Raw genomic sequence first — 14,459 nt, forward strand, 5'->3', positions numbered from 1 at the left:
ATTACTGTACCACAAATGAAGGAGAATTAACCAATACAGCAAATTGCGGTAGTGATGATATCTATAGTTGTCCAGCTCATCTAAATCATTTTTATTTTCCCTCACTGTACAGTGGCAACCCCTCTAATATCACTGAAGTTTAATTATTTCTCTGTATCGTTTTTCTTCTTTAGTACACTGTATGCCGCAACGATTCCGCTAGTCGTTATCCCAGTCAAGAGACCTAACCCCGGTCCTGAGCCATCTGTTGTTTCAGGCGGTGACGGTTTGGTGGTCGGGACCGTAGTCCTATTGGCATTTTGTAGGGCAGTGGCTGACTTATTTTGTGTCAGGGTTTGGATCGGTGTTTTAGTTTCTGCTCCTGTTAGTGGGCGTGGAATGGATACAACTCCGGTATAACTGTCATTCGGTGAGACGAAATATCCAATTACCCTGATTTGGTTCGAAAGCACGTGGACCGCTTGTGGATTGAAAGAATCATTCCATATTGAATATTTGTATAGATTCTGCAGACGGCCAGATGTATCTACATTGCCGACAGAGAGTGAAGATGAAATTTGTCCGGATACCACAATGTAACCACCTTCAGGATCGTTGCCAAATAGAGAGAGTGAACTACCAGATTCATCAGGAAATGACTCCTTTTGATTCGATATTGTCTGGCCCTCGCTATCTAAGGTTAGCAGCTTATACGCCGTTTTTGACTCTCTATCAGAGCCTAAGAAGACAATTTTTCCTTGATTGGTAACAGTTATTGATGAGAAATTTACATATTCCTGATCATCATAGAACTGTTTCCAAAGAACGTCTCCTGTGGAAGAAATTCTAGCTACCCAACTGTCCCCCTCAGAAGTTGAACTGGTACCGGCTAATATACAACCATCTTCATATGAGTGTATTGATTCTGCAAAAAAGTCATTGGTAAATGCATCAACCTCCCAGTTTATTTCTCCACTTTGTCGATCAATGCCTGCTATTTTTGCTTTAGAAGTTGCCGTTCCTTGTTCGAGACCAACCAGAATAATTTGTTCGTTGGCCAAATTCGCACAAACCCACTGCATGTATGGTTCCAGACTGGACTGGGTCTGCCAGTTAATTTCTTCTCCACTTGTTGTCGACGTAATAACTGGTTCACTTTTTGTATTTTCTCCGACAATGAGGATTTCTTCATCAAAGGTTGCCAGTGAGTGTAAATCAGCAGGGAATGCACCGCTGCGAAAAGGGATCCGCTTTCGAAGCCCCTCTTCATTGAAGAGAAGAAGTCCTTCATTTTCATTTCTTTCAGCATCAGGTTCGTGCAAGATGTATGTTTCACCCCCAAGAAAAGCCGTGTCGACGTATCCTACTTTTTGACGGCTCTTCCAAGATATTCCTACCTTTTGGGCAGAACTTAAATCCGCTATCATCAGACCTCCCGAGGCAGCGGCCATTTTGAGTAGTTTTCTTCGAGTTGTGGAGGACATAATATACATTCACTCCCATATCATAAATGCTTCGTGACTTCACCTCCAAAACTAGATTCACAGCGATGTCTCTGAGTTAGGCATCGCAGCTGCAGTGATCTTGTTTCCCACTTTCTCGCACCTCAGTGTTCCACCCGACGTAACAACATTTGACACGCCAACGATTGATCCATCTGTTCCGGCCCCATACCAGGGAACGAAAGCCGAACCCACGACCGTTATCCAAGTTGATGGAGCCGGTGAAACGTTGCCAATTCAGATCTGGAATGATAGCCCGAGGAACCGAACTGTCTCTGTCGAATTAATTCAAAACGAGAGTAACTCATCACTCGTAACCCAGAGAGAAACACTTCCGCCGAACGGGACACTTCGGCTGGAAATTCGGTCTCCGGGCTACCTTCTCAAAGTGACCGACGAATCAACACAGACGACCGGAACGTACCCGGTAACAACTGATCATTTCGACTGTAATTCTCGGTTTGCAGAAGTCCGTATTGATGGCAACGGAAACATCGATTCTGGGACTGTTTCTACAACCATGGGCTGCTAACACTGGTTACTGTACTGAGCAGTAAACGAATTCTTGAGCCTGCCGTGGCCAGCATCTCGTAGTGGTTGCGAGTTGTGATTCACAACGCACTGTCTTTCGACGAATCGCTCAGCAATCATTCGTTGAATGGCCAGCGTATGATTCGACACCACTGTACGACCGGAGCTCCCTTGCCGGTCTCAAAGAAGACATCCGGACCGTTGCCTCCACATGGTTCGACCACCAGGCTCACCACTCCGTCGACGAGTTCGTATCTCACTACCCAGTAGCGTATGTCGAGTTTGGGCCAAATGACCGGTATTCGGGAGCCACCCAGTACGAGATGGCCCAACTGTTCCGACTGTTTCTGCTCAAAGAAATCCATGGTTGGACCTACGAAACGGCACTCCTCACGTACCTCACTCACAGTCCAGAACTCTGTGAGCAACTAGACCTAGAGACGGTTCCAGACCAGTCGACGCTGTGGCGAAGCTGGCACAAACGATTCACTACAGAGCTTCGCGAGACAATTGAGGCAGCTGCGCGGACGATTCTAATCAAAGCTCAGAACGCAGGCGTTGCTGTTCCGCGCGAGCCAGAACGTAGCTTTCCATCGCAAGATGACGAAGCGAGCAAATCAGACCCAGACAATCAAGCCGTTCTCGACGAAGCGGCATCGATTACGGACCACATCAGCCACGTCGTTTTCCCAGCATTCTCACTGAATCGTGGTGATGGCTGTGAAATCCACGAGAACGCGTACTGGGACTTACAAACGTATCTCGGCCTTCGAGAGAGGTTGGCTGCTAACGAAGGAGCTCGCAGTTTCGTCTACGAGTCGACCCGTGACCGGACACCGCTGGGTCACGCTCATCGCGAGCACATTCGTGATCTCTCTATCGAGCAGATTAGAGAGATGTACCGGCGAGCCGCGAATCGATTACTGGATGAAGTCGCAGAGACGGAGGAGTTCTTCCGAGCTGGTATCGTCGCTATCGATATTACTGAAGCAGACCCGTTCACAGGCGACAGAACCGGGCACGAAGACGAGATTATTGGGACAAAAGAAAAGACCGATGAGTACGCCTATCAGTGGGCGACAGTCCAGCTGGTCGGGAACGCTGTCCCAATCGTACTGGATGCGAGACCAGTTCGGAAGGGTGAGGCTCGTAAGGAAATCGTCGAAGACTTGCTCAACTCTGCCGAGGAACTGGTCCACATTGATAACGTATTGATGGATCGGGAGTTCGACAGCCAACATATTCTAGAGATGCTCAGCCAGCGTGGACTGTCGTATGTCGTCCCGAAACGGATGCAGACGAGCGAGAAAGCCCAAGCCAAGCGGCTGCTTCAGCGGGGTCAAGACCGATACGAGACTGATCGGAAACTCCATCTTGGGAAGAACGAGTGGCACGAGACGACGCTGATCTATCGGCGGAAAGAGGACTCAGAGCACGACGATCATCGACAGTACTCGGTGTTCATGACAAATACCAGCAGCGCCTATCTTACCGAGTATGGGTATCGATGGGAGATTGAAAGTGGTTACAGGTCGATTAAGCGGTTCATGGCCGTGACGACCTCGAAGCACTTCGGACTCCGATTCTTTTACTTCGCGTTTGCGTGCCTGCTCTACTCGATCTGGCGAGCGGTCGATCTGCTCGTGCAGGTCGAATTGACCGGTGAATACGAACACTCGCCAATTGTGACAGCCGACAACACGCTGACGTTGCTGAAGAAGGAGACAGGAATTGGGTAGCAGGGTGCTTTGTTCGGGTTAGCGCGGTGTTTGAGTGGCTACACTGCCGGAAGTCTCGAAAATTCGCCCATTTGATTGGCAACGTACCAAGAAGCCGTTTGGAGAGTGATCTGAGGCAGTTTTCGCGGACTGAATCGGCTAAAACCCTGCATCATAGACCTTCTAAACCCGCTGTAGTCTCAACTTCCAAAAACCCTGAGTTTGGTATAGCATTATGAAGTTTATAGATCTACAGATGTTTGTTTGAGAGTCTGAGAGTCTAGAATCCGGGTGGTACGGTCATATTAGGGGGTAGTCGTGATTACTCTGATAATCACGACCAAATTGAAGTACCCCGCCGCCGTCTGGTACGCACGAATGCTGCAACCGCCGCAGGTCGGCGCTACCCCAAGGGAAGCGCCGCCAAAACCGGGTTCGTGGAGCCGGGAGGGAAGAGCGGATGGCTGAACGAGCGCTCTCGACGCCGCTTGACGAGACGTTCCAGCGCTACCTGCAGGACAAAGGCAAGGGTCGCGGTGGCGACGGTGGGAATTACCGTCGGAACGCCGCACGTGAACTCGGACGGTTCGCCGACTGGGCCGACGGTGAGCGCGGTCCCGACCACTGGTCTGGGATCGTTCCCGACGACGGCAACCGAGCGCCTGCCTTCGAAGACCTCGACGAGCGTGTGTTCAGGGAATACGCCCGCCACCTCGCCGGCGACCGGGGACTCAAGCAGAACACTGTCCAGACCTACTACCGCTACATCTCTGCGTGGTGTGGCTGGTGCGTCAACGAGGGGTATCTCGAAGCTCACTACGCCCAGCGGGCGAGTGCGACCGCGCCGCTGCCCGAGGACGATGGTCGGAAACCCGGCGACCAGCAGGCATGGACGTCCGAGCAGCGCCACGCGATCACTCGATACGTCGACGAACGGGCGCGCACCACTATAGAGCGATACACGACACTCCCACCAGAAACGGATCAGCACGAGAGGCAGCGGGCGCGGTACGAGGCGCTGAAAACGGCGCGTGACCGAGCGCTCGTGTTCGTCCTCGCGTATACGGCCGTCCGCGTCGGTGAACTGCTTCGGGATCCGAACGACCCGCGCCGCCGCGGCGTCCGATGGGAGGAGATCTCGCTCGAAGACGGCAGTATGGACGTCTATCGAAAGAAACAGCAGTGGGACGCCGCGAGCCTACCCGACCCGGTGATATCGCCGTTGCGGAGCTATCGAACGCTCATGGACCCTCCGACGGACCGGTGGCCAGTGTTCCCGACGTTCGGTCAGCGGACACTCGCGACGCTCGTACGGGACGAACTGGCGGATCGAGGGCGACGGCCGGCTGCCATCGACGAGCGTCGGGACGACTATGCTCGCGACCTCCTCCTGGCGCTCGAAGAAGACATTCGGCCGCCGTCGCTCACGACGGACGGCGCACGGACGGTCTTACAGCGGCTCTGTGACGCCGGCGAAATCGACGTCGACCACCCGAAACACGACTATCTCGCACCACACGGCGGGCGTCGCGGGATGGGCGAGGTGCTCGTCAGGGCGTTCGGATACACGGTCGCCGCCAGATACCTGGACAACTCCGAGGAGATGGTGCGAGAGCGGTACTCCCACATCGAGGCCGGTGAGCTCGGTGACGTGGCGACAGAGGCGCTCGACGAAATCGACTCGCTCCCCGGCAGTACGACGTAGCGGACTGTCGAGCACTGGTTCGTCACGACTGACTGGGAGAGTGAAGACGCTGCTCAGTCGGCCAGCGACACGTTCTCCCGCAGGTCGCTCTCGATGGCCTCGAGCGTGCGGCCCTTGGTCTCGGGAACGAGCCGGTAGACGAACACCAGGCCGACGAGGCTACAGCCGCCGAATAGCCAGAACGTCCAATGGGTCCCGATACTAGACGTCAGGACGGGGAACGTCAACGACACGAGAAGGTTCGCGCCCCAGTTCGCGACGGTGACCGCACCCATCGCGGACCCCCGAACGGAGAGGGGGTAAATCTCCGAGATGAGCAGCCAGAACACGGGTCCGAGCCCGATAGCGAAGAACGACACGAACAGCATCAGGCTGGCCGTCGCGACGATGCCCAGCACGTCGCCGAACCCGGGGAGGTAGAATACGGTCCCGAGGATGGCGAGCGTTGCGACCATCCCGCCGACGCCGACGATGAGTAGACGGCGGCGACCCACGCGGTCGACCAGCGCGATGGCGACCACCGTCATCACGACGTTGATCGTCCCGATACCGACCGTTGCCAGAATCGAGGTCACACCACCGAAGCCGGTCGATTCGAGGATGGTCGGCGCGTAGTAGATGACGGCGTTGATGCCGGTGATCTGCTGGAAGACGGCGAGTCCGAGGCCGACGACGAGGGCCGGGCGAAGCCAGGACGCGAACAGGTCACTCAGACCGGTGTCAGACTGTTTCTCGACAGTCTCCTCGATTTCATCGAGTTCCGTCTCGACGCCCGACTGTCGGGTCCGCTGGAGGACCGCGCGGGCCTCGTCCTCACGCCCGTGTTCGAAGAGCCAGCGCGGGCTCTCGGGCATCTTCAGAATCCCGACGGCGAGGACGACGGCCGGGACCATTCCGGCCCCGAGCATCCAGCGCCACGCGCCCGCATCTGCGAACGCGAAGTTGACGAAGTACGAGAGCAGGATTCCCGTCGTGACCATGAGCTGATTCAGCGACGTGAGCGCCCCGCGGATCCTCGGTGGGGCGATTTCGGAGATATACAGCGGTCCGACTATCGACGCGAAGCCGATGGCGACGCCGTCGATTAGCCGTCCGGCGACCAGCACTGGGACGTTCGGTGCAACGGCCATCGTGAACGACCCGAGGAAGAAGACGCCGGCGGCGATGAAGATGAGCCGGCGGCGACCGAGTCGGTCCGCCAGCTGGCCGCCGACGGCAGCGCCGGCCGCCGCACCTGCCATTGCCCCGCTCACGATGATCCCCTCGACGAGCGGCGACATGACGAACGAGTCCTGGATGAACAGGAACGCGCCCGAGATGATTCCGGTGTCGAATCCGAACAACAGCCCGTTCAGGGCCGCCATCGCCGAGACGACGTAGACGAACCGGTCGCCGTCACCGCGCATGACGTTGCGTATCGTGGCGATTGACATCTGCTGAAAAATTACTCGCATCCGTGTAAAAATTTTCCGGCATCGGTCTGCGGCCGTTTCTGGGGTAAAATCCGCGATACCGGCCGCTCAGCCCCTGTCACGGACAAACGTGACCGGGCACGGAGCGTTGAGCATCACTTCCTGTGCCGTGCTTCCGAAGATGGCTTTCCCCGTCGGCGAGCGCTGGCGCCCGCCGACGATTACGAGATCTGCGTCGACGTCCTCGGCGAGCGAGACGATACCGTTGCCGCTCGTGCCGGTCGTCGCACGCGGCACACAGTCGATTGAATCGGCTTCCAGTCGGTCGCTGATCTCACGGGTGACCGACATCCGTGCGGCTAACTCGTCGGGACCGATTTCTCCACCTTCCGTGTCGAGCAGGCGCTCGACAGCGTCTCTGTACGAATCGGTGTCGAACACGTGTGCGATGACGACCGTCGCGTCGCTCGGTGCCGCAACATCGCGAACGGCGTCGACGAGGGTGTCGACGCGGTCGTCGTCGCGGCCGCCGACGCCAACCAGAACCGTTTCGAGGCCGGTCGCATCGGTAGATTCGGATACATCCGTACTCATCGTGCCTGGACAGAGGTCGGTGCACGGTAAAGAACTTTTTATGAGTTTACTATTATGATAGTAATTATTTTTCCATAGTCGGCAAACCCCTAGAGCGTCCGAATCAGCCGCTAAAACGATGAGGGAGACGCTAAGACAGATTGAAAGAAGGCGAGAGAATTAGCCGATCAAAATCGTCACGCCCGGTCCCAGTCGTATCCCCACTCTCGAAGTTTTTCGGCGACGAGGTCGGGATTGTCCATGGCGACCACGAGCGCCGCCTCCAGAGCGTCGGTCTTGTACACGTCCTCGTCAACCTCGTCTTCGAGCGCCCGGATAAACTCAGACTCTCGGGACTCGACTTCCGGGCGGACGAATATGGGGCGCTGTTTGCGGCCTTCCTTGACCGATCCGCGCCGGAACTTGTAGGGAATTTCGGGCTGTCCGCTATCCGTGCTGTCGGCGTCGTTGTTGTCGCTGGCGTCGTCGGGTTCGGTTTCGAGCAGCGGGGAAGTTGCGGCTTCGGTCGCTTTATCCTCCGCATCGGCGGCATCGCTCGTGTCTGCGTCGTCGTCGCTCTCCGCGAAGGGGTCGTCGCCAGAACCGGACTTCATGCCGTCGCCTCCTGTTCTCGGGTCCGCCGGAGATGCGCGGCCAGCGTCTCGAACTGCTCCAGCGTCTCTAGCTCGTAGTCGCGCTCACGATCGCGGTGCTCGGCGACGTACTCGAACGCAGAGCACTGTTTCCGCCAGCAGCCTTCCAGCAGCGACGTTCGCTCGCGGAAGACGACGGGGATGTCGTACGATTCGGCGCGAAGGCGCTCGAGCATCTCCTCCTGGTCGTTCGTCCCTTTAAACCGGTTCGGCACGGCTGCCAGGACCCCTACGTTGATGTCCAGCGTGTCTTCGAGACCGGTAACGAGGTCGGCCAGTCCGGCGACGGACTGCTGGCCCTTCCCGCTCGGTTCGAAGGGGATCACGAGGTTCCGCGTCGCGTGCAGGGCGTTGTAGAGTTTTACGTCGGCCGTCGCCGGCGGATCGACGATGACCGTGTCGTACTCCGACGGGACATCTGCATTCTTCAGTACCCTGAGTAACTGGACGTTTGGGTTCCAGTTCTCACCGAAGTCAGCGGCTTCTTCCTCACGTCGTCGGAGATGCTTCGAGAGTACCTCGAGCGAGTTGTGAGCCGGAACGACGTCGACTCCCTCGGCTGTTTCGACGAGATCAGCGAACGGCCCGCGGGGGCGCTCGACCAGATGCCGCACCAGGCTGTCGGCGTCCGAGTCTGTCCGCCGATCCGCGACGTCGAACAGGTACGAGAGGCTTCCCTCCTGTGGGTCCATGTCGATCGCCAGCACGTCGTTTCCCGCTCGGGCGTCGGCGACGGCGAGGTTCGCCGCCATCGTCGTCTTGCCGACACCGCCGGCCTCGCTGTACACGGTGTAGGTCAGCATGCCCGAACAGTCACAGTGACCAGATATAAAGATTAGTCAGACGGTATAGCTACGTGGTATAGCCAGACAGGATACCAATGCATGATGGCTAACCCGTATATTCAACCGAGACAGATATAATAAATAGACAAATAGTATAGCCACTAAATATAGTTGTTAAGTATAGCTATTCGTCTTAGCTATATCGAATGACTATTTAACCTTGCGATACGGCCTAGCTATACGATGTAGTTACTAGATCATTCTACACAGAGTAGCTAAGCAAACTACCTATCGGATCGAACTATGCAGGCCGACGACACCGTTTAGTTATTCGGCCCCGCCGTTCCGAGTAGCGACACGTGTCAACTGGGCCGCTACGATGTCTGATACGTGGCGTACAATCGCATAACGGGCGAGACTCACGGCCGAAACATTCGATTTTGACAGTTCCGGCTGAATTACGTACTCTCCCACAGGCGTGAGTGGGATAAAATGGAGGCAAACTGTGAATAAGTTCTGGCATCGTCGGTCTGTGTCCCGGCAACCAGACGCACAGTTTCGAACGCCGTGGTGAGAACAAGTACGGGGGTCCAAACGTTGGACGCGATCACAGGTTACGGACCAACTGTGAAAGCGGGGTGACGGTGCAGAACCGCCACGACCCGGTTGAGTGAGTCTGGAGAACAGAGTTGGGACACCACGGTCGTACACGCCAGCAATTCGGTATTTTCGAGCATCTGTGTTCTACAGCCGAGTCGAAACCGCCTCCGTGTTTTCAAACAATGGTATTGGTAGGGAGTTCCTGGTTGCAGAGAATCTCGCGGTGGCAGGCGGGGCTTCAGGTGTGTCGATTACGATGAGAACGCACACAACCGAGTTCAGACCTGATTAAAGGAGGAACCAAGTGCCAAACACCGGGATATAGTGTATGTTGCTATATTATTTTCGAGGAGGTCTCACCTCCCAGAGCTTCGGTAGATGAATTGTACGACGGCGACAGGCCACCCGTGTTCATCATCGCTGACCGCGGCACTGGACAGCGGTACGTGATCCCTGCGAAAGCCGCCGACGAATCGACGATTCGACTACTCCTTGCTGACCGCACCGAGGAGTCGCTCACGGTCTATACCGACGGCTTTCGGGCGTACGAACCGCTCGAAGCGGACGACGCATTCGACCGTGAATACGTCGTCCACGATGACGGCGAATACGCCGATGATGAGGTTCACGTCAACACCTGCGAGAGCCATCGAGATGCCTCGAAAGACAAGTTGACGCAGTATCTCAGAGCGTTCCAGATCCGCCGAGAGTTATATCGAAAACCGGGCCGAGATGCACTCAAACACGCTATCCAAGCGACGCTCTGAAATCAACAATGTGCTACGCAAGAGCGAATCAACAATGTGCTACGCATGAGCGTTCGAAGGCAGTCATCGAAAGAAGGCACGATGACCGCATCGACGTTGCGCTCTGGGAATGCCGGTACTGCCCTGTCGCGGTATTCGCAGCGTATCTATGTCACCTAAGAGAGGATCTCGGTCCAGAAATTAGCGTCCAAGGGCGTGAATGCCGTCCGCGGCTACAATATAGACGCCGTCTTTGACCAGAGTTGGAGGACTACGAAGTCCACCAGTGACAGTATCTGAAGCTTTTTTACGATCGGTTTCATATCGCCAGAGCTCTTTCCCATCCTCACGAGCGACAGCGTACAGGGCACGATCTTCGTACCCCTGTTCGCCCACGTACACTGTTTCTTCATCAACAGTTGGTGACGTTGAGTGATTGAGGTTAAAATCCCATTGTGAATCGCCATTAATTGTAAAAGAGTGGAGTCCAGATTTCGTTCCAACATATACTTCTTCGGCCGTTACAGCAACCGCTGAACCTTCCTCTGGTTCCCCGACTGAAGCTGTCCAACGCTCAGTACCATCTTCCCGCTTGATGGCATGCAATGTCCCACCGGTGTCGGTGACATACACTGTCCCATCGGAAACAGATGGTGTAGTATTAGCTGACGTATCGAAATCTTTTCTCCAAGCTTCACTTCCATCAGCTGTATCTAGCGCGATGAGGCTGCCATCTACAATGAAAACATAGTCGTCATCTACTGCCACGGAACCTTCCAAGTTCGACTCTCCTACATCAAGTGTCGTTCGCCATTGTTCTTCCCCGGTTCCAATATCAAAAGCAAATACCTCCGTTGGCCATTCTTGAAAAGCTCCGTTGGCCAGATATGCAACACCATCAAGAGCTACGGGGCACCCAGGAGGCCCTCTGCCTATACTGCTTTTCCATAACTGGTCCCCGGTCTGACAATCGAAAGCAAACAGCGTAGCATAGGTCTGCATGAGGAGTGTCTCACCTATCACGCTGGGTGTACCCATTGCACCACCGGAAAGACGCTTAGTCCATTCTATGCGCCCAGTAGCTGCGTCACGGGAAATGACTGAGCGCTCTGGTGTGTACTCTCCAGTAAAAAGACTGCCGTTAGCGATGACAGGAGACGATGATTGCACGTAGAATTTCCAGTATACATCCGGGTCTCGAGGGACAGCGGTTATATCTGCAACATGGCCTGTATTCGTGGAATCAGACTGGAATCGAGGCCAATTCGATTCTGTTATCATCGACTTCGGATTTTCTGGAGTGCCTGGTGTCGGATCCGGCGGCGGGAATTGCTCAGTGGTAGTGGTAGCATCAGTTGGGTTAGTTTGCGTCGGATTCGAATTATCGTTTGTACATCCCGATAAGAAACTGGTCAAAGCAATTCCAGCGGAACTGAGGAGGGTCCTACGGGTTTGGAGATGTTGAGACACTTCTAGCTTCTATCCACTTCTATTTTATATGTTTTCTGTCTCTAGTTTAGGTAGTGTGATTTGATGATATCGTGCCATTTGATGACCGTGAGAAGGTCGCTACTATCGACATCACGTACGAACGAATCTTGACCTCGCCGTGGGAGGACAAGGAGCGAGAAATTATCAATACAGTCTTCCCGCGAATGGCGAGCGGCTACAAGAAGGCCGACGAATACAAACGTGGTTTCAAGGACGCGACGATCACGCTGGTTGGTGATATGGTTCCGATTATCCTCGGTATTGAGCCAGTCAAAGAAATTTCCAATTGGGAGGAAGATGATGCCCCTTCCTATTCGAAAGCGGGTCTCGTTGGGCGACTGTTGGATAGCGCACAGCAGTATGTCGACCTAGACGCAGTGATGTTCGACAGGGGCTTCTACAGCAAAGAGGTCTATGCCGCTGTCGAAGACCGGGGTCTGACGTACCTTTCGCCGGTTCCAAAATTCACCGATGAACTGGACTCCATCGAGGATATCAAGACGACTGACGGGGTTGACGCTGGCGTCAAACACGATGTTCCGATGGGGTTAGACGGTGAGGTTCACCACACGGCAGAATTCATCTATGCGCCAGTCGACGATGACGATGCCAACGGTAATTACGGCGTCTGCGTCACGAATCGAGACCATGTCGCCCCTGACGGCATCAATGCTGTCGTGAATCAGTATAGCCGCCGATGGGACATCGGGAACCAGTACAAGTCTATCGAGGCACTGCTACCCCGAACTTCTTCGATGGACTATCGGGTTCGCTTCACCAACTTCGTGCTGACGGCGCAGCTCTATAATCTCTGGCGGCTGGCGGACTATCTCATCAAGGTGGGGGAAGATAGAGAGATTCGCTCACCGCCAGAGGTCGGCTTCCGAACCTTCGTGAGAGCGTTAGGTTCGTACCTCCGCGAGATCGGGTAGTTCGTAGATCTGATTCTTCGGCTTGCAGAATCTTGAGCGGCAACTGTCGCGGTTTTCCGTTATTTTCCTAAAGATGTAGTTGATTTACTAACACAATCTGGAGAGTCTCGGTATCCGTTGTTATTTCTGGACAAAAGCCATCTGACTAATTGGTATAAGTCACTATTCTCGTTTGTAGCTCCCCCATCTACGGGAAATGTGACACTTACCGCTTACCTTCGAACGACCGGTATCGGCGGGGCAACGTTTATGCGATCGGTGTCGGAACACTGACCAATGTCGTCGACAGACGCGTCCCCCTTCGACGTTGGGGACTACGGTGCAACGCGCGACAGCGACGAACCGAACACTGGACCGATCCAGTCCGCGCTCGATGACTGTGCCGAGGCGGGCGGGACAGTCATCGTACCACCTGGAGAGTATCTCACCGGCCCGTTGACGGTGGGTGACGGGACGACCGTTCGACTGGAAGCCGGCGCAACGCTCTCGTTCGTCCGAGACCACAGGGAATACCCCGGCTACGAGGGGCGGTGGGAAGGGTGGAAACAGACCGGCTTCCGTCCGTGTCTGCTCGTCGAGAACGCCGAAAACGTCGAAATCACGGGGCGCGGCACCGTCGACGGGAACGGCGACTACTGGTGGCAGTTCTACGAAGCATCGAAACCGGAGTCCTTGGGGCAACGACTTGAAGCGTTCCGCGAGCAAAACGACAAGGCAGACGACGTGAGCAGTTTCACCCTTCGTCCACCGCTGTTTCAGATCTGCGGGTCCGAAAACGTTAGCGTCACTGGAATCACGCTCGCGAATTCACCCTTCTGGAATACGCACGTCGTCTACTCGAAAAACGTCGGAATCCACGACGTAAACGTCGAAAACCCTGCCGACGCCCCCAACGGAGACGGGATCGACATCGATTCCTCGCAGTACGTCCGCATCAGTGACTCGTACATCAACGCGGGCGACGACGCGATCTGTATCAAGTCCGGTAAGAACGAGGAGGGCCGGGACGTCGGTCGACCGGCTGCGCGGATCACCGTCACGAACTGTACGGTGGAGGCAGGACACGGCGGTGTCGTCGTCGGAAGCGAGATGTCGGGGGACGTTCGCGACGTCACGGTCACGAATTGCACGTTCACCGACACCGACCGTGGGATCCGAATCAAGACCGCACGCGGCCGGGGAGGTGTCGTCGAAGACCTGCGGTTCGACACGATCGTCATGCGTCGGGTCGCCTCGCCGTTTACCATCAACGGCTACTATTTTATGTCCCTCGACAGCGCGCCGGTACCCGTCGACGAGGGGACGCCCCTCGTGCGCGACATCCACTTCTCTGACATCACCGCTTCCGAGGTCGAGAGCGCCGGGTTCTTCGCTGGCCTGCCCGAACAGCGCTTCGGAGAGATCACCCTCGACAACGTCGAGATAGACGCGACACGGTCGCTCGACGCCACCGACCTCTCGCCAGCGATGGCGAACGACCACGAGCAGCGACACGGATTCTTCTGTAAGTCCATCGACAGCGTCGTCTTCAGCGACGTCAGCATCCGTACGTCCGACACACCCGCGATCAGGGTCGAGGACACGGACAGCGTGGCTGTCGACGGACTCCGAGTCTCCCAGCCCCAGTCCGGACCGGTGCTATCGCTGGAGGACGTCGCCCGGACGGTCGTTCGAAACTGTGACGCCGCGGGCGCTGGGTCGCCCTTCCTTCGGGTCGGCGGAGACAGCGACGAAGTCTCTCTCCGAGCCAATCACGGGCACCTGTCCGACCACGTCGACGTTACCAGCGGAGACGTGACGATCAACTCCGACTGACGGGCACTGGTGATATC

Annotated in this window: 9 protein-coding genes and 2 pseudogenes; 5 read left to right on the forward strand and 6 right to left on the reverse strand. The window is 55.8% G+C overall.

Going from position 1 to position 14,459, the window contains the following annotated elements:
- Nucleotides 1-143 precede the first annotated feature (143 nt).
- The gene (locus tag ACOZ4I_RS17595; RefSeq protein ID WP_424005152.1) at nt 144-1,406 is read right to left on the reverse strand and encodes a hypothetical protein; all 1,263 of its coding nucleotides are present in this window, start codon (nt 1,404-1,406) and stop codon (nt 144-146) included.
- Nucleotides 1,407-2,074: 668 nt separating this feature from the next.
- Between ACOZ4I_RS17595 and ACOZ4I_RS17600 the strand changes: the two genes are divergently transcribed.
- Together ACOZ4I_RS17600 and ACOZ4I_RS17605 are read left to right on the forward strand one after the other, a co-directional pair.
- Entirely contained in the window at nt 2,075-3,751 is a 1,677-nt protein-coding gene (locus ACOZ4I_RS17600; protein WP_424005154.1) for a transposase, read from the forward strand.
- Between the two features lie 439 nt (nt 3,752-4,190).
- A complete protein-coding gene (locus ACOZ4I_RS17605; protein WP_424005155.1) occupies nt 4,191-5,435 on the forward strand; it encodes a phage integrase SAM-like domain-containing protein in 1,245 nt (414 codons plus the stop codon).
- A 53-nt stretch (nt 5,436-5,488) separates the two neighbouring features.
- Here ACOZ4I_RS17605 and ACOZ4I_RS17610 read toward each other — a convergent pair whose 3' ends face one another.
- From ACOZ4I_RS17610 to ACOZ4I_RS17625, 4 genes are all read right to left on the reverse strand, one after another.
- Complete coding sequence (locus ACOZ4I_RS17610) at nt 5,489-6,868, reverse strand: sugar porter family MFS transporter (protein WP_424005157.1); 1,380 nt, start codon at nt 6,866-6,868, stop codon at nt 5,489-5,491.
- An 87-nt stretch (nt 6,869-6,955) separates the two neighbouring features.
- Nucleotides 6,956-7,441: a universal stress protein gene (locus ACOZ4I_RS17615; RefSeq protein ID WP_424005159.1), complete on the reverse strand. Its 486-nt coding sequence runs from the start codon at nt 7,439-7,441 to the stop codon at nt 6,956-6,958.
- Nucleotides 7,442-7,617: 176 nt separating this feature from the next.
- Nucleotides 7,618-8,034, reverse strand: a complete 417-nt coding sequence (locus ACOZ4I_RS17620) for a hypothetical protein (RefSeq protein ID WP_424005160.1) — start codon at nt 8,032-8,034, stop codon at nt 7,618-7,620.
- Nucleotides 8,031-8,876: a ParA family protein gene (locus tag ACOZ4I_RS17625; RefSeq protein ID WP_424005162.1), complete on the reverse strand. Its 846-nt coding sequence runs from the start codon at nt 8,874-8,876 to the stop codon at nt 8,031-8,033. Before ACOZ4I_RS17625 ends, ACOZ4I_RS17620 begins: the two co-directional genes overlap by 4 nt.
- Nucleotides 8,877-9,844: 968 nt before the next feature.
- Here ACOZ4I_RS17625 and ACOZ4I_RS17630 point away from each other — a divergent pair.
- A pseudogene (locus ACOZ4I_RS17630) lies at nt 9,845-10,225 on the forward strand (transposase); the annotation flags it as partial.
- Nucleotides 10,226-10,405: 180 nt separating this feature from the next.
- Here the strand turns inward: ACOZ4I_RS17630 and ACOZ4I_RS17635 are convergent.
- Nucleotides 10,406-11,485, reverse strand: a complete 1,080-nt coding sequence (locus ACOZ4I_RS17635) for a PQQ-binding-like beta-propeller repeat protein (RefSeq protein ID WP_424005164.1) — start codon at nt 11,483-11,485, stop codon at nt 10,406-10,408.
- Nucleotides 11,486-11,748: 263 nt separating this feature from the next.
- Here ACOZ4I_RS17635 and ACOZ4I_RS17640 point away from each other — a divergent pair.
- Nucleotides 11,749-12,627: pseudogene (locus ACOZ4I_RS17640) on the forward strand (transposase); the annotation flags it as partial.
- 276 nt (nt 12,628-12,903) lie between these two features.
- Entirely contained in the window at nt 12,904-14,442 is a 1,539-nt protein-coding gene (locus tag ACOZ4I_RS17645) for a glycoside hydrolase family 28 protein (protein ID WP_424005166.1), read from the forward strand.
- The last annotated feature ends 17 nt before the right edge of the window (nt 14,443-14,459 follow it).

Origin of the sequence: Haloarcula salina (genome assembly GCF_049603855.1) — an archaeon.
Taxonomy (GTDB): Archaea; Halobacteriota; Halobacteria; order Halobacteriales; family Haloarculaceae; genus Haloarcula; species Haloarcula salina_A.